Here is a 20232-nt window from a genome sequence, read left to right as displayed (position 1 = left end):
CCCTCATGAGCCCTGTCACAGAGACCGACGAACACAAGGCGCTCCGTTCCGCGGTCGCCGCTCTCGGCAAGCGCTACGGCCGTGAGTACATGACCAAGGCCATCGCCGAAGGCGGTCACCCCGACGAGCTGTGGGCCGAGGCCGGCAAGCTCGGCTATCTCGGGGTGAACCTGCCGGAGGAGTACGGCGGCGGAGGCGGCGGCATCGCCGAACTGTCCATCGTGCTGGAGGAGTTGGGTGCCGCCGGCTGTCCGCTGCTGATGCTCGTGGTCTCGCCCGCCATCTGCGGAACGGTCATCGCCCGCTTCGGCACCGAGGAGCAGAAGCGGACGTGGCTGCCGGGGCTGTCGGACGGCACCCGCACCATGGCGTTCGGCATCACCGAGCCCGACGCCGGTTCCAACTCGCACCGCATCACCACCACGGCCCGCCGCGACGGCACCGACTGGGTCCTGACCGGCCGCAAGGTGTTCATCTCCGGCGTCGACATCGCCGACGCGACGCTCGTCGTGGGCCGTACGGAGGACGCGCGGACCGGCAGCCTCAAGCCCTGTCTGTTCATCGTCCCGCGCGACGCCGAGGGCTTCGGCCGGCGGCAGATCGACATGGAACTGTCCAGCGCCGAGAAGCAGTTCGAGCTCACCCTGGACGAGGTGCGGCTGCCGGCCGACGCGCTGGTCGGCGACGAGGACGCGGGACTGCTGCAACTGTTCGCCGGGCTCAACCCGGAGCGGGTGATGACGGCCGCGTTCGCCATCGGCATGGGCCGTTTCGCCCTCGCCAGGGCCGTGGAGTACGCGCGGGACCGTACCGTCTGGAAGGCGCCGATCGGCGCCCACCAGGCCGTCGCCCACCCTCTCGCACAGGCCCACATCGAGCTCGAACTGGCCCGCCTGATGATGCAGAAGGCCGCGTACCTGTACGACGCGGGCGACGACGTCGGGGCGGGGGAGGCCGCCAACATGGCCAAGTACGCGGCCGGGGAGGCCTGCGTACGGGCCGTCGACCAGGCGGTGCACACCCTCGGGGGCAACGGCCTCACCCGCGAGTTCGGCCTCGCCTCCCTGATCACGGCGGCGCGCGTGTCCCGTATCGCGCCCGTCAGCAGGGAGATGATTCTCAACTACGTCTCCCACCAGACCCTGGGCCTGCCCAAGTCGTACTGAGCGCTCTAGGAGGAACCGTGTTCCGCAGCGAGTACGCAGATGTCCCGGCCGTCGAGGAACCGATCCACGACGCCGTCCTGGGCCGCGCCGCCGAGCGCGGCGAGACGCCCGCGCTCGTCGACGGCGTCGACGGCACCACGCTCACCTACGCGCAGGTCGACCGGTTCCACCGGCGCCTGGCCGCCGGGCTCGCCGAGGCGGGACTGCGCAAGGGCGACGTGCTCGCCCTGCACAGCCCCAACACCATCGCCTTCCCCGTCGTCTTCTACGGGGCCACGCGCGCCGGTGCCTCGGTCACGACGGTGCACCCGCTCGCCACGGCGGAGGAGTTCGCCAAGCAGCTGCGCGACTCCTCGGCCCGCTGGATCGTGACCGTCTCGCCCCTGCTGGAGACGGCCCGCCAGGCCGCCGAACTCGCGGGCGGCGTACGGGAGATCTTCGTGTGCGACCAGGCGGAGAGCCACCGGTCCATGCTCGACCTGCTGGGCAGCACCGCGCCCGAACCGCAGGTGGACATCGACCCCGTCGAGGACGTGGCGGCGCTCCCGTACTCCTCGGGCACCACGGGCGTCCCCAAGGGCGTGATGCTCACCCACCGCTCCATAGCCACCAACCTCGCGCAGCTCTCGCCCGCCATGCCGATGGGTCCGGACGACCGCATCCTCGCCGTGCTGCCGTTCTTCCACATCTACGGGCTCACCGCCCTGATGAACGCGCCGCTGAGGCAGGGCGCCACTGTCGTCGTGCTGCCCCGCTTCGACCTCGACACCTTCCTCCGCACCATCCAGGAACACCGCATCACCGGCCTGTACGTGGCGCCGCCGATCGTCCTGGCGCTCGCCAAGCACCCCGCCGTCGCGGAGTACGACCTGTCGTCCCTGGAGTACATCGTCTCGGCGGCCGCGCCCCTGGACGCGGCGCTCGCGGCCGCCTGTTCGGCCCGGCTCGGGCTTCCGCCGGTGGGCCAGGCCTACGGCATGACCGAACTGTCGCCCGGCACGCACGTCGTCCCGCTCGACGCCGAGAACGCGCCCCCGGGGACGGTCGGCAGACTCGTCGCGGGCACCGAGATGCGCATCGTCTCCCTCGACGACCCGGACAAGGACGTCGGGGCCGGCGAGCGCGGCGAGATCGTCGTCCGGGGACCGCAGGTCATGAAGGGCTACCTGGGCCGGCCCGACGCGACCGCCGCGATGATCGACCCCGACGGCTGGCTGCACACCGGCGACGTCGGCCACGTGGACGAGGACGGCTGGCTGTTCGTCGTGGACCGCGTCAAGGAGCTCATCAAGTACAAGGGCTTCCAGGTCGCCCCCGCCGAACTGGAGGCCCTGCTGTTCACCCACCCCGGCATCGCCGACGCCGCCGTCATCGGGTCCTACAACGAGGACAACAACGAGGTCCCGCACGCCTTCGTGGTGCGCCAGCCCTCGGCCGCGGACCTCTCCGCGAACGAGATCATGCTGTACGTCGCCGAGCGCGTCGCCCCGTACAAGCGGGTCCGGATCGTCACCTTCATCGACGCCGTCCCGAGGGCCGCCTCCGGGAAGATCCTGCGCCGCGAACTGCGAGGCCTGTCATGACCGTCGTCCGCACGGAACACGAGCGCGGCATCACCACGCTCACCCTGGACTCGCCCTCCACCCGCAACGCGCTGTCGGCCGCCCTCGTGGGCGAACTCGCCGACGCGCTCACCCGCTCGGGCAAGGACGCCGACGTACGCGCCGTCGTCCTGACCCACACCGGGAACACCTTCTGCGCGGGCGCCGACCTGCGCGACCCCCCGCCCCCGGACGCCTTCGTCGGCCTGCTGCGGGGGATCGTCGAGCTGCGCAGGCCCGTCGTGGCCCGGGTGGCCGGACACGTCCGGGCGGGCGGCCTCGGGCTGCTCGGGGCCTGTGACATCGCGGTGGCGGGCGAGGCGGCGAGCTTCGCCTTCACCGAGGTGCGGATCGGGGTCGCGCCCGCCGTCATCTCGCTGCCGCTGCTGCCCCGCGCCGACCCGCGCGCACTCGCCCGCCACTACCTGACCGGCGAGCGCTTCGACGCCGCCGAGGCCGTGCGCACCGGGCTCCTCACGGCGGCCGGGGACGACGTGGACGCCGTACTCGCACCCGTTCTCGACGGGCTGCGCCGGTCGGCACCCGAAGCCCTCGCCGAGACGAAGGCGCTGCTCACGGCTAAGGTGCTGGAGACCTTCGACCGGGACGCGGCGGACCTGACCGCGCTCTCGGCCCGGCTGTTCTCCTCCGCGCAGGCCCGCGAGGGGATGACGGCCTTCCTCGAACGACGGGATCCCGCATGGGTGGTGTGAGCGCGACGGAACACGCGGCACGTACTCCGCACGTCCCCAAACAGGACCGCAGCCGGGCCACCCGGCAGCGGCTCCTGGCCGCCGCCGTGGCCTGCCTCGCCGAACACGGCTGGGCGGGCTCCACGGTCTCCGTCGTCGCCGAGCGCGCCGGGGTGTCCCGGGGCGCCGCCCAGCACCACTTCCCCACCCGCGAGGACCTCTTCACGGCGGCGGTCGAGTACGTCGCCGAGGAGCGCTCCAGCGCACTGCGCGACCTCTTCCCCGACGGCCCCGCCGACCGGTGCGCCGTCGTCGAGGCCCTCGTCGGCCTCTACACCGGGCCGCTGTTCCGCGCCGCCCTCCACCTGTGGGTCGCGGCCTCGAACGAGGACCAGCTCCGTGCGCGGGTGACCGAGCTCGAAGGCCGCGTCGGCCGCGAGAGCCACCGGATCGCGGTGGACCTGCTGGGCGCGGACGAGTCCCGGCCCGGGGTGCGCGAGACGGTGCAGGGCCTGCTCGACATGGCGCGCGGTCTGGGCCTCGCGAACCTGCTCACCGACGACACCGGGCGCCGCGAGCGGGTCGTGGCGCAGTGGGGGGCGATCGTGGAGGAGACACTCGGCTGAGCCGCGGCCGTGCCCGGCCGCCCCGGGGCCTCGGCCCCGGCGCCGCCGTCAGGGGCTGAGCCGCTCGATCCGCCAGCCGCCGTCGGGCTCGGCCACGTAGCGGAGCCGGTCGTGCAGACGGTTCTCGCGGCCCTGCCAGAACTCGACCGTCCGCGGGGCGATCCGGAAACCGCCCCAGTGCGGCGGTACCGGCACCTGCTCGCCCTCCGGGTAGCGGGCGTCCAGCTCGGCGTACGTGACGTCCAGCTCGCTGCGTCCGGAGATGACCGCGGACTGGGTGCTCGCCCAGGCGCCGAGCTGGGAGCCGTGCGGGCGGGTGCGGAAGTACGCGGCGGTCTCGTTCCGGTCCGTGCGCCGTGCCGTCCCGGTGACGATGACCTGCCGGGCCATCGGGTGCCACGGGAAGAGCAGCGAGATGTACGGGTTGTGGGCCAGCTCGTGGGCCTTGCGCGAGTCGTAGTTCGTGTAGAAGACGAAGCCCTGGTCGTCGTACTGCTTGAGCAGCACCGTGCGCGAGCTGGGCCGGCCCTCGGCGTCCGCCGTGGAGACGACCATCGCGTTCGGCTCGTGCACGAAACCGTGCACCGCGGCCTGGGCCGCCTGCTCGAACCAGCGGGAGAACTGCGCCATGGGGTGCGCGGCGAGATCACCCTCGTCGAGTCCCTCGGCGCGGTAGTGCGCCCGCATGGAGGCGGGATCGGCGGCGATCTCCTCGCGCGAGGCCTCGGCGGCCTCGGCCGCGGCCTGGACGAGGGGCTCGGTCGTGGATTCGTCCGCGAAACGATCGTTCACGGTCTCATCCTGCCGTATCCGGGCCCCCTTCCGGGGCGGGAGTGCGGGCGGGTGTGCTTCGTCACGCGGTGGCACTCAGTGCCGCATACTCTCCCGGAAGATGGCACTCAGGGATATCGTGCTGGTGCCGTTCCGGTTGGAGGACCAGCCGTACGGGGCATCACCGGGGTGACCGCTTTCGGACCGCGAGTCGGCGCAGACTGATCGAAGAGCATTCGGGAGTCTTCGCAGATGACCGTGGAACCGGCCGGCGAAGCGCCTCACCGTCGACCGTCGCCCCCACAGGGACGCAGGGTCACCACAACCCCGACAACACCATCCGTCGTAAACATCACGAGGAGCCGCCTGATGTCCGACTTCGTACCCGGACTCGAAGGAGTCGTCGCGTTCGAGACGGAGATCGCCGAACCGGATAAGGAGGGCGGCGCTCTTCGGTACCGGGGCGTCGACATCGAGGATCTCGTCGGCCATGTCTCCTTCGGCAACGTGTGGGGACTCCTCGTCGACGGAGCCTTCAACCCCGGTCTGCCGCCCGCCGAGCCGTTCCCGATCCCCGTCCACTCCGGTGACATCCGCGTCGACGTGCAGTCCGCGCTCGCCATGCTCGCGCCCGTCTGGGGCCTCAAACCCCTCCTCGACATCGACGCGGAACAGGCCCGCGAGGACCTCGCCCGCGCCGCCGTCATGGCCCTGTCGTACGTCGCCCAGTCCGCCCGCGGCCAGGGCCTGCCGATGGTCCCGCAGAGCGAGATCGACAAGGCCCACTCCGTCGTCGAACGGTTCATGATCCGCTGGCGCGGCGAGCCGGACCCCAAGCACGTCGCCGCCGTCGACGCCTACTGGACGTCGGCCGCCGAGCACGGCATGAACGCCTCCACCTTCACCGCGCGCGTGATCGCCTCGACCGGCGCGGACGTCGCCGCGGCGCTCTCCGGGGCCGTGGGAGCCATGTCGGGCCCGCTGCACGGCGGCGCCCCCTCCCGCGTCCTCGGCATGATCGAGGAGATCGAGCGCACCGGGGACGCCGACGCCTACGTCCGCCACGCCCTCGACAACGGCGAGCGCCTGATGGGCTTCGGCCACCGCGTGTACCGCGCCGAGGACCCGCGCGCGCGGGTGCTGCGCCGCACCGCGCGCGAGCTGGGCGCCCCCCGCTACGAGGTCGCCGAAGCCCTGGAGAAGGCCGCCCTCGCCGAGCTCCACGCCCGCCGCCCGGACCGTGTCCTCGCGACGAACGTCGAGTTCTGGGCGGCCATCGTCCTGGATTTCGCCGAGATCCCGGCGCACATGTTCACCTCCATGTTCACGTGCGCCCGTACCGCGGGCTGGTCGGCGCACATCCTGGAGCAGAAGCGCACCGGCCGCCTGGTGCGCCCCTCCGCGCGCTACGTGGGCCCCGGCTCGCGCACCGTCGGGGACATCGAGGGGCACGAGGGCATCGCGCACTGACCTCGTGCGGGCCGCCGGTCATCACGCCGGAGCGAGCAGCTCCGCGTGGTGACGGGCGGCGACGAGCGGGTGCGCCCGCAGCTTGCCCTTGAGCTCGTTGAAGCCGTACTCGGCGAAGAGCGGGTTCGACGGGTCGTCGGTGACGCCGGGCGCGGCCGGGGCGTACGGGAAGGGCAGCGGCTCGATCCGGGCGTCGAGGCGCGGGTTGTAGAAGAACGGCACCGAGAACCGCTCGGTGGCCCCGGCCGGGCTCACCACCCGGTGGTTGGTCGCCAGGAGGTACCCGTTCGTGGCGACCTCCAGCAGCTCGCCCAGATTGACCACGAAGGCACCCGGCAGCGGCGGCACGTCGTGGAAGAGGCCGTCCTCGCGCTGCACCTGGAGCCCGCCGACCCGGTCCTGGAGCAGCAGCGTCAGGAATCCGTAGTCCTTGTGCGCGCCCACGCCCTGATCGGCTCCGTCGCCCGCGCTGCCCGGATAGCGCACCAGCTTCAGGTGCGGGTGCGCCCGCTCGCCGAAGATCGGGTCGTAGAAGCCGGCGGGAGCCCCGATGGCGGTCAGCAGCTCGCGCAGCAGCCGGGCCGCGACCCCGCTCAGCCGTTCCGTCCAGGCCAGCGCGGCCGTCCGCAGCTCCGGCAGCGCGGCCGGCCACTGGTTCGGTCCCTGGAGCCACCAGTACGCGGGCTCACCGGGGCGGGGCGCCCGCGCGGGCCGTTCGGCGCCGATGTCGAGCTGGTCCCGCCAGTCCCGGCTGCCGCCGGTGCGCTCGTCGCCCGTCCGCGTGTACCCGCGGAAGTGCGGTGAGCCGACGTTGTCGAGGGCCAGCCGGTCGGCCTCGGGGAGTGCGAAGAACCGGTGCATGGCCCGCAGCAGCGCGTCGGTCTCGGCCTCGGTCACTCCGTGCCCGATGAGCTGGAAGAAACCCACGTCGTGGGCGGCGCTGTGCAACTGCGCGTGCAGCAGCGCCCGTGCCTGGGGGCCGCGGTCGGCCGCCGAGAGGTCGATGATCGGAAGCTGCTGGTACGAGGGGACCGGCCGCCCGTTCGGGGCAGGCGTGGAGAACGGGGAAGACGTGTTCGTCGTCATGAGGTGCGTCCGCGAGGTCTACGGGTGCCCGGGACGGCCGCCGGGGATGGGGCGGGGGCCACGGGTGCCGGGTGAAGGGGAGAAGCCGTGCGAAAGGGGCTGGGTCAGGCTGAGCGCCGACAGCCCATGCTCGTGACGCGCACGAAATCCACGTGGCGGCGTCGGACGAGCATCGGAAGCATGGCCACAGCGTACTGCTCTCCGCGCGAACCACCTGTGGCCCGGCTCACTCCGGGGGCGGTCCGGAACGCAGACGACCCGTGAGCTCGGGTCCCTCCGCCTCGCGGCGACGGGGCCGGCCGGACGCACCGGCGAGCTCACGGGTCGGGTGACTGCGTTGGATTGGGCCGGCTGCGTGCACATCACACACGCTGGTCCGGCGCCGAACCGAGTCCGACAACGGGCCGCTAGCCCGCAGCCACCTCGTATGTCCGGGTTTCCGTCATGAGCCGAACCACCTCCTCTCCTACGTGAGAACCACTCTAGGAAGGCGTCCCAGGAGCCTCAAGCGATTTATCGGGGGCCGAGGGACCGGGTTTCCGGGGCGGGAGGCACGGGACCGGGGCTCCTGGGGCGGGAGGTGCGGAAATCCGGCGTACATCGATTTCCCCCATCTTCGGGGAACGAGGTGTGGGCTGGGTCACGTTCGAGTTGAATGGTGACGAGTGAGCGAACTGTCGCGCCGTACACACGGACGCAGCCTGCAGGGGGTCCAGGTGAGTGCTTCCCGGCGTAGTGGGACCACGGACGAGCTGGGGCCGGACGAGCCCGAGCCGGACGGCTCCGATCTGCTTGCCGCGCTGTTGGACGGCATGGACGCGGCCCTGTGCGCCTTCGACGCCGACGGGGTCCTCACCCACTGGAACCGCGAGGCCGAGCGCATTCTCGGGTGGACGGCGGCCGAGGCCGTGGGGCGGCGCGGATTCGCCGGCTGGGCCGTGCGGACCGCGGACGCCGAAGAGGTCGAGAGCCGGCTGATGTCCGCCATGGAGGCGCCCGGCCGCCAGGTGCACGAGTTCGCGCTCCTCACCAAGGAGGGCGGCAGGGTGCTCGTCCGCACCCAGTCCGCCGCCGTCCGCGGCCCGGAGGGCAAGCCCGCCGGGGTGTACTGCGCCTTCAGCGAGGTGCACACCCAGATCGACCTCGAACGGTCCATCGCCCTGAGCGAGGCGCTCTTCGAGGACGCCGGATGGGGCGTGGTGCTGGTCGACGCGGACCTGCGGCCCGCCGTGGTCAACGCGCACGCCGCACAGGCCCTCGGGACCGGACGCAGCTCCGTCCTCGGCCGGCCCCTGGGGGACCTGCTCTCCCGGGGCGTCGAGGAACTGGAGAGCGCCCTCACCCACGTCCTGTCCGAGGGCGCGCCGCCGGCCCCCGCGGAGATGTGGGTCGGCCTGCGCACGCCGGAGGGAGAGAAGCGGCGGTGCTGGCTCAGCGGCTTCGTGCGGCTCGCCTCGCCGCTCGCGGAGGAACCCGTGCCGCTCGGTGTCGGCTGGCTCTTCCAGGACGTGACCGAGGCCAAGCAGACCGAGCAGGAGGCGGCGCTGCTGCGCTTCCGCGCCAACCAGCTCCATCGCGCCGCACGGGCCGCGGCCGAGTGCGAGAACCCGGGCGAGGCCGCCGCCGTCCACCTCGACTTCGCCCTCGCCGGTTTCGCCGACCACGCCCTGGTCGACCGGGTGGCCGGGGGCGGCCGGGCGGACGGGGAGGGGCCCGTACGGCTCGTACGGACGGTCGCCACGCCCGCCGGGGCACCCGGGCCGAGCCACATCACCGGGAAGGCCGGACTGCCCCTGCGCTACGGGGAGGGGCACCCCGCGCTCCAGTGCGTGGACCGCGCCGGTTCGGTACGGGCCGACGCGGCGGCCGCCGACCCCGAGCAGGCGCGCGAGTGGGCGCTCGCCCGTCAGTGGCCGCGCGACTCCGTGCACGCCCTGTGCGCGGTGCTGCGCAGCCGCGGGCGGACGCTGGGGGTCGTGACGTTCCTGCGGAGCGCGGGCCGCGGCCGGTTCGAGCGCGCGGACGCGATGTACGCGGAGGACGTGGCCGTACGGATCGCGGCCGCCCTGGACCTGGAGGAGCTGGCGGGAAAGTCCTGAGGCCGCCGGGGGACACGCCCTCGGCGGCCTGTCCCCCTTCCCCCGGGGGCGTCCGGCTCCTCAGCGCCGGTAGAAGATCCGGTCCCCGTACTCCGTCATGACCCGTCCGTTCCACTCGTGGCCGCCGTCGACGTTGCCCGAGCGGAGCAGGGGCGGTTCGATGCCGCGGTCCGCGAGGGCACCGGCGGCGGTGGCCATGACGGCCTGGAGGAGGGCCGAGGTGACGACGGTCGAGGCGGGGGCGAAGGGTGCCTCGATGGAGTCCAGGGTCAGCTCCGCGTCGCCGACGGGGATCCGCGAGTCGAGGACGACGTCGCAGTGGTCCTTGAGGTAGGTGCCCGACACGTGCCGTGACGTCGTCTCGGTGGCGTAGGCGACGGAGGTGACGCCGATGACCTTCACCCCCAGGGCGCGGGCGTTCATCGCCATCTCCACGGGGAGCGCGTTGCGGCCGGAGAGCGAGATGACCACCAGCAGGTCGCCGGAGCGCAGCGGGCTGCAGTCCAGGACCGCGCTCGCCAGACCGTCGACGCGCTCCAGGGCGGAGCCCAGGGTCGCGGGCATGACGTCGACGCCCACCACTCCCGGTACGGCGAGCAGGTTCATCAGGGCCAGGCCGCCCGCGCGGTAGACGATGTCCTGTGCGGCGAGCGAGGAGTGACCGGCGCCGAAGGCGAAGAGCCGTCCGCCCTCCACGACGGTGTCCGCGATCAGGCTCCCGGCCGCCTCGATCTCCCCGGCGTCCTCGTCCCGTACCTGCCGCAGCAGGCCGATCGCGGCGTCGAAGAACTGCCCGGCAAGCTTGCTGTCGCTCATCGGCGAAGCCCCTTAGAACTCTCGTCGGTCCGGACGTCTCGTCGGCGCCGGGTCGGCGCAGGGCGGGCGGACGGCTGAACCGGCCGCCCGGCGCGGCCGTACTTCCTTGTGCCGCGGATCACGTTGCGGTCTGGACCACTGCCCTGTCAATACGGCTTCCGGGGCGCCCCGGGCACGGCGGCGAGGGTGCCCGCGGGCCGGCCGGGTGCCGTGCCCGCGGGGATCGCGGGGGTGATCGCCGTCAAGCGGTTTCGACGGCGAGGCACGGTTGTCAGTGCTATGCGTCAGAATTGAGGCCAGGGCCAGCGCACACGCCGGTGGACCATCGAGTCTCCGGCAGAGCTAATCGAGGGGCACGAATGTCCGGACTGATCGACACCACGGAGATGTATCTCCGCACCATCCTCGAGCTGGAGGAGGAAGGCGTTGTCCCCATGCGCGCCCGGATCGCGGAGCGGCTCGACCAGAGCGGCCCGACGGTGAGTCAGACGGTGGCGCGGATGGAGCGCGACGGTCTGGTGGCGGTGGCGAGCGACCGGCATCTGGAGCTCACGGACGAGGGGCGGCGGCTGGCGACCCGCGTCATGCGCAAGCACCGCCTCGCCGAGTGTCTGCTCGTCGACGTCATCGGCCTGGAGTGGGAGCAGGTGCACGCGGAGGCCTGTCGCTGGGAGCACGTGATGAGCGAGGCGGTGGAGCGGCGCGTGCTGGAACTGCTGCGCCACCCGACCGAGTCGCCGTACGGAAACCCGATCCCGGGCCTGGAGGAGCTGGGCGAGAAGGACGGCGCGGACCCGTTCCTGGACGAGGGCATGGTCTCGCTGTCCGAGCTGGACCCGGGTGTGGACGGCAAGACCGTGGTCGTCCGGCGGATCGGGGAGCCGATCCAGACGGACGCCCAGCTGATGTACACGCTGCGGCGGGCGGGCGTGCAGCCCGGCTCCGTGGTCAGCGTGACCGAGTCGGCCGGCGGGGTCCTCGTCGGCAGCGGCGGCGAGGCCGCGGAGCTGGAGGCGGACGTTGCCTCTCATGTGTTCGTCGCCAAGCGCTGACACGGTCGGCGGGTTCACCGGCAGCCGTGCCGTCGGTGGCCGTACTTCCGGTATCCGCGACTCCGGTATTTCCGGTTCCGGATTCCGGCCTTGTTCCACCCGCGCTTCCGGTACCCGCGAGGGGCAGTTCCCGGGCGCCGACCGAGGGGCCGGCAGCCGCTGACCTCCACGTCGGCGTCCGGGAGCACGCCGGACACCGTGGGACGCACCCGGCCCGTACTGCCACGGGCGTGTCAACTGCTGTGGCGGCAGGGGCAGTTGTGATGACTTCGCGACCTTCCTGAAACGAAGATTCAGTGTGCGGAATCGCAGCGCCGGGACCGTTTGCGTGCAAGGCTGTCGCGTGAGGCATATGACCTGAGGGCTCTTGACCGTGTCCGAGAGCGATGGTGCACGGTCGGGGAGGGGGCGTAAGGATGTGCCGCAGATGTGGAGAGGGCCCCGGCGCCGTTCGGCGCCGGGGCCTGTCCTCCCCTGTGCTGACCCGGAGCCCCGAGCTCCCAGGGTCATTCCCTTCGGACCGTTTTCCCCGAGTGGTCCGCCTCCCGCAGAAGATCTCCCCCGAGCGACGGCGGTCAATCCTCGTGGGCGGTCACTCGAACGAGGGGTGTTGCGGCCGGAAAGGCCATTTTCGAATCCCCATTCGATAACGTGACGATGAGGTGGAATGAGGTCCGAGCGAGCCAGGGGGGTGCCATTACCGATGGTGCGGCGCATCGACGTGACGGGAGCGGGCGGTGTACGCCTGGCCGCCTGGGAGTTCGCCGATCCTCCCAAGAACGAGCAGCCGAAGGGGTCCGAGGCGCCCGGCGTGCTGTTACTGCACGGCCTCATGGGCCGCGCCTCGCACTGGGCGTCCACCGCCCGCTGGCTCTCCGAGCGGCACCGAGCCGTCGCCCTCGACCAGCGCGGTCACGGCCAGAGCGACAAGGCCCCGGAGGCCGAGTACACCCGTGAGGCCTACGTCGAGGACGCCGAAGCCGCCCTCGACCAGCTAGGCCTCGGACCGGCCGTCGTCGTCGGCCACGCGATGGGCGCGCTGACCGGCTGGCAGCTCGCCGCCAAGCGCCCCGATCTCGTCCGCGCCCTGATCATCTGCGACATGCGGGCCTCGGCGCTCGGCGCCGCCTCCCAGCGTGAGTGGGAGGACTGGTTCCGGGCCTGGCCCGTCCCCTTCGCCACACTCGCCGACGTACGGAAGTGGTTCGGCGAGGACGACCCCTGGGTGGAGCGCCCGAATCCCTCCCGCGGCGCGTTCTACGCCGAGGTGATGCACGAGTCCCCCGACGGCTGGCGCCCCGTCTTCGAACCGGAACAGATGCTCAAGTCCCGCCAGACCTGGGTGTACGACGCCCACTGGGAAGAGCTCGCCCAGGTCCGGTGCCCCGCCCTGGTCGTACGCGGCCTCGACGGCGAGCTCGGCCGGGCCGAGTCCCAGGAGATGGTCCGGGTCCTGCCGCACGGCCGGTACGCCGAGGTCGCCGACGCCGGCCACCTCGTGCACTACGACCAGCCCGAGGCGTGGCGCGCCGCGATCGAGCCGTTCCTGGACGGAGTGCTCACCGGGTAGGGCCGACGCCGTCCGGGCGCGTCACGAAATGATCACGAAGCTTCACCGGATCTTCATATTCCGCTGGTGTGTGGTGCCAAATAGCGCTGCGGCGCGGTGTGCCGTCCCGGCCGCTCAGCTCACCTTTCCAGGGGGACGCGCACCGCAACGCCGCAAGAGCACCGGCGGCGGTCCGCGTTCAGCCCTTGCTGACCGCCGCCAGGATCTCCGGCAGCCGCCCCGCCGTCCGGGGTGCCGCGAGCCGGAGTCCCAGCAGCGTGATCAGCGCCCCGTAGACGGCGCCCAGGGGCAGCAGCAGCCAGGCCCAGCCGTCGCCGTCGGCGCTCACGTTCAGCCAGATCGTCAGGGCGATGACGGGGGAGGCGAGCAGGGCGGCCGAGACCAGGCCGCCGAAGATGGCGATCCAGGCGAGACCGGCCTGCCCGGGGGCCACGTTCTTGTAGCCCTCCTGGGGGATCGAGTACGGGAAGCGGGCCGAGGACCACGCGCCGGTCGCCAGCATCGCGCCGAGCAACGCGAAGGAGAGACCGAGGACTTCGGGCAGCTTCTCCCACGCGCCGAGCAGCCCGGTCGTCACCGTGGTCACGAGCGTCGCGTACGGCAGGGTGATCAACAGCAGGGCCAGCGCCCGCCCGCGCAGTTCGACGTACGCGTCACGGGTCGAGGAGATCGTCAGCGCCACCATCCAGAACGCGGACGTGTCCTGCCCGAACTGGTTGTACATCTGGATCCCGAGCATCCCGGCCGCGAAGCACGCGAAGTAGACCGATCCGGTGCCCTGGAGGGCGTTGAACACCGGCACGATCAGACCGATGGCCAGCGAGGTCACCCAGGCCGCCTTGGTCTTCGGATCGCGCCACACGTACCGCAGGCTGCGCTCCATGACCGTGCCGGTGCGTCCGGCCGGAAGCAGCCGCGCGAGCCCCGACGAACCGCGCTCGCGGCCCACGGGCTCCGCGGCCTGGAGCGTCGACCCGTCGGGCGAGGTCATCAGCCGGGTCAGATGACGGGACCAGAGCGCCAGCAGCCCCGCCAGGGCGGCCACGCACAGCGCGAGCTGGAGGATCCCGGCCCCGTACGATCCGTCGCTCACCGAGTCCACGGCGCCGATCGCCGACGCGGGCGGGATCCAGCGCAGCACGTCCGTCACCGGGTCCAGCTCCGACAGCCCGCCCGCCGAACCGAGCCGCTGGGCGCCGAAGTTGACCAGCTGGGCGCCGACCGCGACGACCAGTCCGCTGAGCACCGCCAGATCGCGGCCCTTGCGGCTGGACAGCAGCCGGATGTTGGCGGCCGCGACGGCCCGCGCGAGGGCCACGCAGACCAGCAGGGCCAGCACGAGGGCGGCCACCGCCGTCGCGTACGCCGCCGCGCCGTGGGCGACCGAGATCACCGAACCGAGCAGCAGGCAGAACGTGAAGAGCGGCCCGATACCGACCAGGGAGGCGGCCAGCAGCGCCCGGACGAGGGGCCGCGGCCGCAGCGGCAGCATCACCAGCCGTGTCGGATCGAGCGTCTCGTCGCCGCCGGGGAAGAACAGCGGCATCACGGCCCAGCCGAGCGCCAGGACCGCCACGAGCAGTACGCCGACGGCGGTGGCGTGCGCGTTGCCGCGCAGCGCGATCAGGCCGAGCAGCTGGAGCACGGCGAAGAGCAGCACGAGCACCGTGGACGCGATGAACGCGGCCCGCCGCCCGGCTGACTGCCGCAGGCCGTTGCGCAGGAGCGACAGCTTCAGGCGTACGACGACGGGGGTGATCGACGCGGCGGAGACGCCGGCGGGGGCGCTCACCGGGGAGCCCCGCCGCCCAGCCAGTCCAGGTCGGCCGTGGTGCCGCGGCCGTGGGCGCCGACCAGCTCCAGGAAGGCCTGCTGGAGCGAGGGGGCGCTGCCGCGCACCTCCGCGAGCGGGCCGTGCGCGCGGATGCGTCCGGCGGCCATGACGGCGACCCAGTCGCACAGCGACTCGACCAGCTCCATCACGTGGGAGGAGAAGACGACGGTGGCGCCGGACGCGGTGTACCGCTCCAGGACGCCCCGGATGGTCTGCGCGGAGACCGGGTCCACCCCCTCGAACGGCTCGTCGAGGAAGAGGACTTCGGGGTTGTGCAGGAGCGCGCAGGCCAGACCGATCTTCTTGCGCATGCCGGTCGAGTAGTCGACGACCAGTTTGTGCTGGGCGCCCGCGAGGTCGAGGACGTCGAGGAGCTGGGTGGCGCGCTTGTCGACCTCGGCGCCGGGCAGGCCCCGCAACCGGCCGGTGTACCCGAGCAGTTCGCGTCCGGAGAGCCGCTCGAAGAGCCGGAGTCCCTCGGGCAGTACGCCGATCCGGGCCTTCACCTCCGCCGGGTCGCGCCAGACGTCGTGGCCGACGACCTCGACGGTGCCGTGGTCGGGTCTGAGCAGCCCGGTCACCATCGAGAGGGTGGTGGTCTTGCCGGCCCCGTTCGGCCCGACGAGCCCGATGAACCGTCCCGCGGGGAGCTCCAGATCGATCCCGGCCACGGCGACCTGCTCACCGAACCGTTTCCAGAGCCCCCGCACACGTACGGCGGGCACGCCGCCGTCCTTCGCTCCCTCGCTCATACAGGCACCCTAAGCGCCTCCGGCCGCCCGCCACCGGTCTCGGCCGACTCTCGGTCGATCTACAGGTCCCGGCGGGCCTCCACCGGCCCCTGCCGGTCCTCCGCCGGCCCTTGCCGGGCCTACCGGTCGCGGTCGCGTCCGCAGGCGTAGGCCAGCGGCGAGATCAGCTCCTCCGCGTCCGGCAGCCAGCGGTTCGCGGGCGTCGGCCGGCAGGCCCACTGCACGGCACCCCGGGATCCGACCCGGGTCGGCGGCGCGGCCACGTAGGCCCCCTCGCCGAGCGTGGTCAGATCGAGCGAGGCGGGCGGCCAGCCCAGCGCCCGCACCAGGCCGGGGGTCTTCGCCGCGGCCCCGGGGAGCACGAAGAAGTGCATGCGACGGTCCGGGGTGCACGTCACGGGCCCGAGGGTGAGCCCCATCCGCCGCATACGGGCCAGCGCCAGGAACCCGGCGGTCTCGGGCACGTCGATCGTGTCGAACGTACGCCCCGTGGGCAGCAGGATCGACGCCGTCGGCCGCACCGACCAGAGCCGCCCCGCGACGGTCGCGCTGCCCGTGGCCAGGCTCGCCCAGTCCTCGCGCGCCGGATGCGCGCCGGGCACGGCACAGGCGGGGTCGCCGCAGGAGCAGAGCTGCACCCCGCCGGCCGCTTCCAGCCAGGTGCCGGGGAACACGTCCCAGTGGCGTTCCTCGGCATAGCGCACGGCGGCGTCCCGCAGCGATTCGCCACGCTGCTGGGGGATCTGCGCGGACTCGGTGCCTGCGATGGTCTCTTCCACGTGGATCCCAACTCCCGCGTCCACTTCGGGTTACGGGGGACACGCGCGCGGGGGAGGAGCATCGTTTCCCCGCCTGGGGCGCATGGGTGCACGTGTGGGGGCGCGCGGGGGCAGCGGCAGCCGGTAGCGGGTAATCAGGGGTGTGGCCGGGCGACCTTCCTTACCCCGGCAATCCTCACATGTCTCGCATCTTCGGCATGTCTGCGGGGCATTGATCTTCCTGGCCGGCTTCCTTCGGTGCGACCGGCCGGTGAGGACACATCAACTCGGTGCGTGGGCAGGCACCGCAGCCACAGGGGGTACGCCATGGCCGCAAGGCCTCTCATCGCCAGGCAGCCGAACGAACGGCTCCAGGCGCTCATCCAGGAAGCGGGCTGCTCGAACGCCGGGCTGGCCCGCCGGGTCAACATGTGCGGAGCGGAGCACGGACTCGATCTGCGCTACGACAAGACGTCCGTCGCGCGCTGGCTGCGAGGTCAGCAGCCCCGGGGAAGGGCTCCGGCGATCATCGCCGAGGCGCTCGGCCGCAAGCTCGGCAGGACGGTCACGATCGACGAGATCGGCATGGCCAACGGCAAGAACCTGGCTTCCGGTGTCGGCCTCCAGTTCTCGCCGACGATACTGGGCGCCATCGAGCAGGTCTGCGAGCTGTGGCGCAGCGACGTGGGCCGCCGGGACTTCCTGTCCGGCTCGTCCGTCGCCGCCTCCGCGCTCGTCGAGCCCAGCCGTGACTGGCTGATCTCGTCGCCGGACTCGCAGGTGGCCCGGTCCGCGGGTCCGCGCGTCGGGCTCTCGGACGTGGCGGCGGTCCGCGCGATGACCCAGGCACTCGTCGACCTGGACCACCAGTACGGCAGCGGGCATGTGCGCCCGGTCGTGGTGCACTACCTGAACAGCGTGGTCTCCGGGCTGCTCGCCGGCTCCTACCGTGAGGCGGTCGGACGCGAACTGTTCGCGGCCGTGTCCCGGTTGACGGAACTCGCCGGTTACATGGCCATCGACACCGGCCAGCCCGGGCTCGCCCAGCGCTACTACATCCAGGCGCTGCGGCTCGCGCAGGCGGCCGGTGACCGCGGTTACGGCGGCTACGTCCTCGCCGCGTCCATGAGCCACCTGGCGGCCCAGCTCGGCAACCCGCGCGAGATCGCGCAGTTGGCGCGCGCGGCCCAGGAGGGTGCGCGCGGGCGGGTGACACCGCGGGCGGAGTCGATGTTCCTCGCCGCCGAGGCGCGGGGGCACGCGCTGATGGGCGACGCGCGCGCCGCGCAGGTGGCGTCCGGGCGGGCCGTCACGGCCCTGGAGAACGCGGACGCGGCGTCCGGGGACGACCCGACGTGGATCGCGCACTTCGACGAGGCCTATCTGGCCGACGAGTTGGCCCACTGCCACCGGGACCTCGGCCAGGCCGAGGCCGCCGCGCGGTGCGCCGAGGAGTCCCTGGCCGGCCATCCCGAGTCGCGTGCCCGCCGCCGGGCCATCGGCTATGTCCTGCTGGCCACGGCACAGGTCCAGCAGCGCGAGGTGGAGCAGGCCTGCCACACCGGTCTGCGCGCCGTCGAACTCCTCGGCACGCTCCGCTCCAACCGCGGTGCCGAGTACCTGGAGGACCTTCAGCAGCGCCTGGAGCCGTTCCAGGACGAGGCCGTGGTGCGGGAGTTCGGGGCGCGCATGGAGTTGCAGGCGGCGGCGTGACCGTACGTCGGGGACCTGGGGACCTGAAGGCTGGGGACCCAGGGGCCTGGGGGATCTGCGGGTCCTGGGGGGCTTCGAGGACTTCGGGGACGAGAGGGGCTTCGGGGGCCTGAGTCGAGGGTGTGGCGTCCGGTGCGGCCGCGCGGTGTGCGCCGGCCGGGGGCGCACGCGGCGTGCGCCCCCGGCCGGACCGCGGTCCGCGCGCGGGGGTGTGCGCGATCCGGCTCAGGACCCGGGCACGGGAGCCCGGGGGATGTCCGGCGGGGCCACCGGTACGGGGTGTGATCATTTCGCTTCCGCGTCCTTCGGCCCCGCGCTCATGAACATATGGCCCGTACGGGAGTGAACGCCGGGAAAACGAGGGAGCCGTGAGGGAGAGGAGTGAGATACAGCGCATTCGAGGGCGGTTTCGTTACCCGTGTCACAAGGTGCCGCGGTCGCCGCAGGTGCTGCGTAGCACCGGGTTGTGGGGACCCGGTAGCGTGAGCCGATGATTCCGAAGGTCCCCCATTCGTAGGAGTCCCGGTGACGCAGAGTGGACAGGGCGAGGAGCCCTCGGCGCGGCCCGCGCGCGAAGGCATCGTGCTGCCCTCCGACGGTAGCGAGCCGATGCTGCCGGGCACGACGGGCGACCGCGTGACCCCGGCCAGTGGCCCGGCCTGGGGTGGGCAGTGGGGACCCGACCGGTCGGCCGCCCCGGCTCCGCAGTCCGCCGACGGCTGGGGCGCGCCCGCGAACGCCGCTCCGTCGTGGGGTGCCTCCGCGCCCTCCGATTCCCAGGGCTGGCCGGCGGCGGACCCGCACGGCGCACAGCAGGCGCAGGGCTTCGGCGCGCCGGGATCCGGCTCCGCGCCGATGCCGCCCGAGAGCGCGCCGTCCTCGGGCTACGGCGCCCAGAGCGGCTATGCGCCGGGGGCGCACGGCTCGGGCGCCGCCGGTTACGACGGCTACGGCTCCTACGGGGCCCAGGAGCAGCAGGGCGGGCACACCGGCCCCGGGGCCCAGCTCCCGGCCGGCGGCGAGGACGGCGCCACTCAGTACATTCCGTACATACCGGCAGCCCCGGGTGGTGACGAGGGGGCGACGCAGTTCATCCCGCCGGTCGCCGCCGCGCCGGACGAGGGCGCCACCCAGTTCATCCCGCCGGTGGGGCCGGGCGCCCTGCCGCCGGAGATCCACACCGGCGCGCCGCAGTACCTGGGGCAGTCGGCGCAGGGCGGCGCCGGTTCGGACGCCGACGCCACGCAATACATCGCGCCCGTGCCCGCGCAGCCGTCAGGGTCCTTCGGGACGCCCTCCGGCGCGCCCGAGGACCGGCAGCCCCCGGCGGAGTTCGACAATCTCTTCCGCAGCGAGCCGGAGGTGGCCGGGTCGACGCAGATGCTGCCCCGTATCGACGCGGGCGCCCCACAGGCCCCGTACGGCGCGGGTGACATGTACGGAGCCCAGCCGGCGCCGGGTGCCCCCGGCGGCCGGGCGGGCGGACGGCGTGGCGGCCCCGCCGCCGGTGACGGAGGCGGCGGCGGTGGCCGCAGCGGCTCGCGCGTCCCGGTGATCGCGGCCGTCGGCATCGGCATCATCGTGCTCGGTGTCGGCGCCGGCGCCCTGCTCAGCGGAGGCGGCGGCAGCGACGACGGCAAGGACGACACCGGCAAGACGGTGGCCGCGACCGCGCCCGCGACGGCGGGTTCGTCGGCGCCCGCCGGTGACGCGGTGAAGGCGCAGGCCGTCGAACTGGACAAGCTCCTCGCGGACAGCGCCAGCAGCCGTGGCTCGGTGATCAACGCCGTGGCGAACGTGAAGGCGTGCGACAACCTCGGCCAGGCTGCCGTCGATCTGCGGAACGCGGCCAAGCAGCGCGGGGAACTGGTCACCCGGCTCTCCGGCCTCGCGGTCGACAAGCTGCCGAACCACGACGAGCTGACCGCCGCCCTCAACAGCGGGTGGAAGGCCTCCGCCTCGGCCGACAACCACTACGCGGCCTGGGCCGACCAGGTCAACAACGGCAAGAAGGGCTGCCGCAAGGGCCAGGCCCGCACCACCGGGGAGACCCAGGCGGGCGACCGGGCCAGCGGTACGGCCTCCGCCCAGAAGGAGAAGGCCGCGCGGCTCTGGAACTCCATCGCGTCCAAGTACGGCCTGACGCAGCGGGCCCGCTCCCAGCTCTGACCCCGCACGAAAGCCCGGTCTCCTCGCCGAACGGCGAGGAGACCGGGCTTTCGTCGT

16 protein-coding genes are annotated in these 20232 nt (G+C 72.8%); 10 read left to right on the top strand and 6 right to left on the bottom strand.

What is annotated here, in order from left to right:
• Positions 1-5: 5 nt before the first annotated feature.
• From ACFYW9_RS09860 to ACFYW9_RS09845, 4 genes are read left to right on the top strand one after another with little or no spacing between them, the layout of a single operon-like run.
• Complete coding sequence (locus ACFYW9_RS09860) at positions 6-1166, top strand: acyl-CoA dehydrogenase family protein (RefSeq protein ID WP_389147098.1); 1161 nt, start codon at positions 6-8, stop codon at positions 1164-1166.
• 17 nt (positions 1167-1183) lie between these two features.
• The gene (locus ACFYW9_RS09855; RefSeq protein WP_389147095.1) at positions 1184-2749 is read left to right on the top strand and encodes a 4-coumarate--CoA ligase family protein; all 1566 of its coding nucleotides are present in this window, start codon (positions 1184-1186) and stop codon (positions 2747-2749) included.
• Entirely contained in the window at positions 2746-3480 is a 735-nt protein-coding gene (locus ACFYW9_RS09850) for an enoyl-CoA hydratase family protein (RefSeq protein WP_389147092.1), read from the top strand. The genes ACFYW9_RS09855 and ACFYW9_RS09850 overlap by 4 nt, the downstream gene beginning before the upstream one ends.
• Complete coding sequence (locus tag ACFYW9_RS09845) at positions 3468-4085, top strand: TetR/AcrR family transcriptional regulator (protein WP_329300316.1); 618 nt, start codon at positions 3468-3470, stop codon at positions 4083-4085. The genes ACFYW9_RS09850 and ACFYW9_RS09845 overlap by 13 nt, the downstream gene beginning before the upstream one ends.
• Positions 4086-4133: 48 nt before the next feature.
• Here ACFYW9_RS09845 and pdxH read toward each other — a convergent pair whose 3' ends face one another.
• Positions 4134-4772 (bottom strand): pyridoxamine 5'-phosphate oxidase, encoded by a 639-nt coding sequence (gene pdxH, locus ACFYW9_RS09840; protein ID WP_351860382.1) that lies wholly within the window; start codon positions 4770-4772, stop codon positions 4134-4136.
• A 453-nt stretch (positions 4773-5225) separates the two neighbouring features.
• Here pdxH and ACFYW9_RS09835 point away from each other — a divergent pair, with 453 nt between their 5' ends.
• Complete coding sequence (locus tag ACFYW9_RS09835; protein ID WP_328669713.1) at positions 5226-6326, top strand: citrate synthase 2; 1101 nt, start codon at positions 5226-5228, stop codon at positions 6324-6326.
• A gap of 21 nt (positions 6327-6347) precedes the next feature.
• Here the strand turns inward: ACFYW9_RS09835 and ACFYW9_RS09830 are convergent, their stop codons facing one another.
• Positions 6348-7412: an isopenicillin N synthase family dioxygenase gene (locus tag ACFYW9_RS09830; protein WP_389147088.1), complete on the bottom strand. Its 1065-nt coding sequence runs from the start codon at positions 7410-7412 to the stop codon at positions 6348-6350.
• Positions 7413-8128: 716 nt separating this feature from the next.
• Here ACFYW9_RS09830 and ACFYW9_RS09825 point away from each other — a divergent pair.
• Complete coding sequence (locus ACFYW9_RS09825) at positions 8129-9511, top strand: PAS domain-containing protein (protein ID WP_389147085.1); 1383 nt, start codon at positions 8129-8131, stop codon at positions 9509-9511.
• Between the two features lie 60 nt (positions 9512-9571).
• Here the strand turns inward: ACFYW9_RS09825 and ACFYW9_RS09820 are convergent, their stop codons facing one another.
• Positions 9572-10327, bottom strand: a complete 756-nt coding sequence (locus ACFYW9_RS09820; protein ID WP_389147082.1) for an SIS domain-containing protein — start codon at positions 10325-10327, stop codon at positions 9572-9574.
• Between the two features lie 359 nt (positions 10328-10686).
• On the opposite strand from ACFYW9_RS09820, the gene ACFYW9_RS09815 reads away from it, so the two are divergent.
• Positions 10687-11379: a metal-dependent transcriptional regulator gene (locus ACFYW9_RS09815; protein WP_326787123.1), complete on the top strand. Its 693-nt coding sequence runs from the start codon at positions 10687-10689 to the stop codon at positions 11377-11379.
• 703 nt (positions 11380-12082) lie between these two features.
• Positions 12083-12949, top strand: coding sequence for an alpha/beta fold hydrolase (locus ACFYW9_RS09810; RefSeq protein ID WP_389147077.1), 867 nt, complete (start codon positions 12083-12085; stop codon positions 12947-12949).
• A gap of 178 nt (positions 12950-13127) precedes the next feature.
• On the opposite strand, the gene ACFYW9_RS09805 is transcribed toward ACFYW9_RS09810, so the two are convergent.
• The 3 genes from ACFYW9_RS09805 to ACFYW9_RS09795 form a co-directional block, all read right to left on the bottom strand.
• On the bottom strand, positions 13128-14741 hold the full coding sequence (locus ACFYW9_RS09805) for a transporter (RefSeq protein ID WP_389147074.1): 1614 nt from the start codon (positions 14739-14741) through the stop codon (positions 13128-13130).
• The gene (locus ACFYW9_RS09800) at positions 14738-15535 is read right to left on the bottom strand and encodes an ABC transporter ATP-binding protein (RefSeq protein ID WP_389147071.1); all 798 of its coding nucleotides are present in this window, start codon (positions 15533-15535) and stop codon (positions 14738-14740) included. The genes ACFYW9_RS09805 and ACFYW9_RS09800 overlap by 4 nt, the downstream gene beginning before the upstream one ends.
• Before the next feature lie 119 nt (positions 15536-15654).
• On the bottom strand, positions 15655-16314 hold the full coding sequence (locus ACFYW9_RS09795; protein ID WP_389147068.1) for a bifunctional DNA primase/polymerase: 660 nt from the start codon (positions 16312-16314) through the stop codon (positions 15655-15657).
• A gap of 306 nt (positions 16315-16620) precedes the next feature.
• Between ACFYW9_RS09795 and ACFYW9_RS09790 the strand changes: the two genes are divergently transcribed.
• Both ACFYW9_RS09790 and ACFYW9_RS09785 read left to right on the top strand, forming a co-directional pair.
• Positions 16621-18006, top strand: coding sequence for a transcriptional regulator (locus tag ACFYW9_RS09790; RefSeq protein WP_328669704.1), 1386 nt, complete (start codon positions 16621-16623; stop codon positions 18004-18006).
• Between the two features lie 525 nt (positions 18007-18531).
• Complete coding sequence (locus tag ACFYW9_RS09785; RefSeq protein ID WP_389147065.1) at positions 18532-20175, top strand: hypothetical protein; 1644 nt, start codon at positions 18532-18534, stop codon at positions 20173-20175.
• The last annotated feature ends 57 nt before the right edge of the window (positions 20176-20232 follow it).

Source organism: Streptomyces sp. NPDC002698, assembly GCF_042888945.1.
In the GTDB taxonomy this organism is placed as follows: Bacteria; Actinomycetota; Actinomycetes; order Streptomycetales; family Streptomycetaceae; genus Streptomyces.
This window is presented reverse-complemented; position numbering and strand designations above follow the sequence as displayed.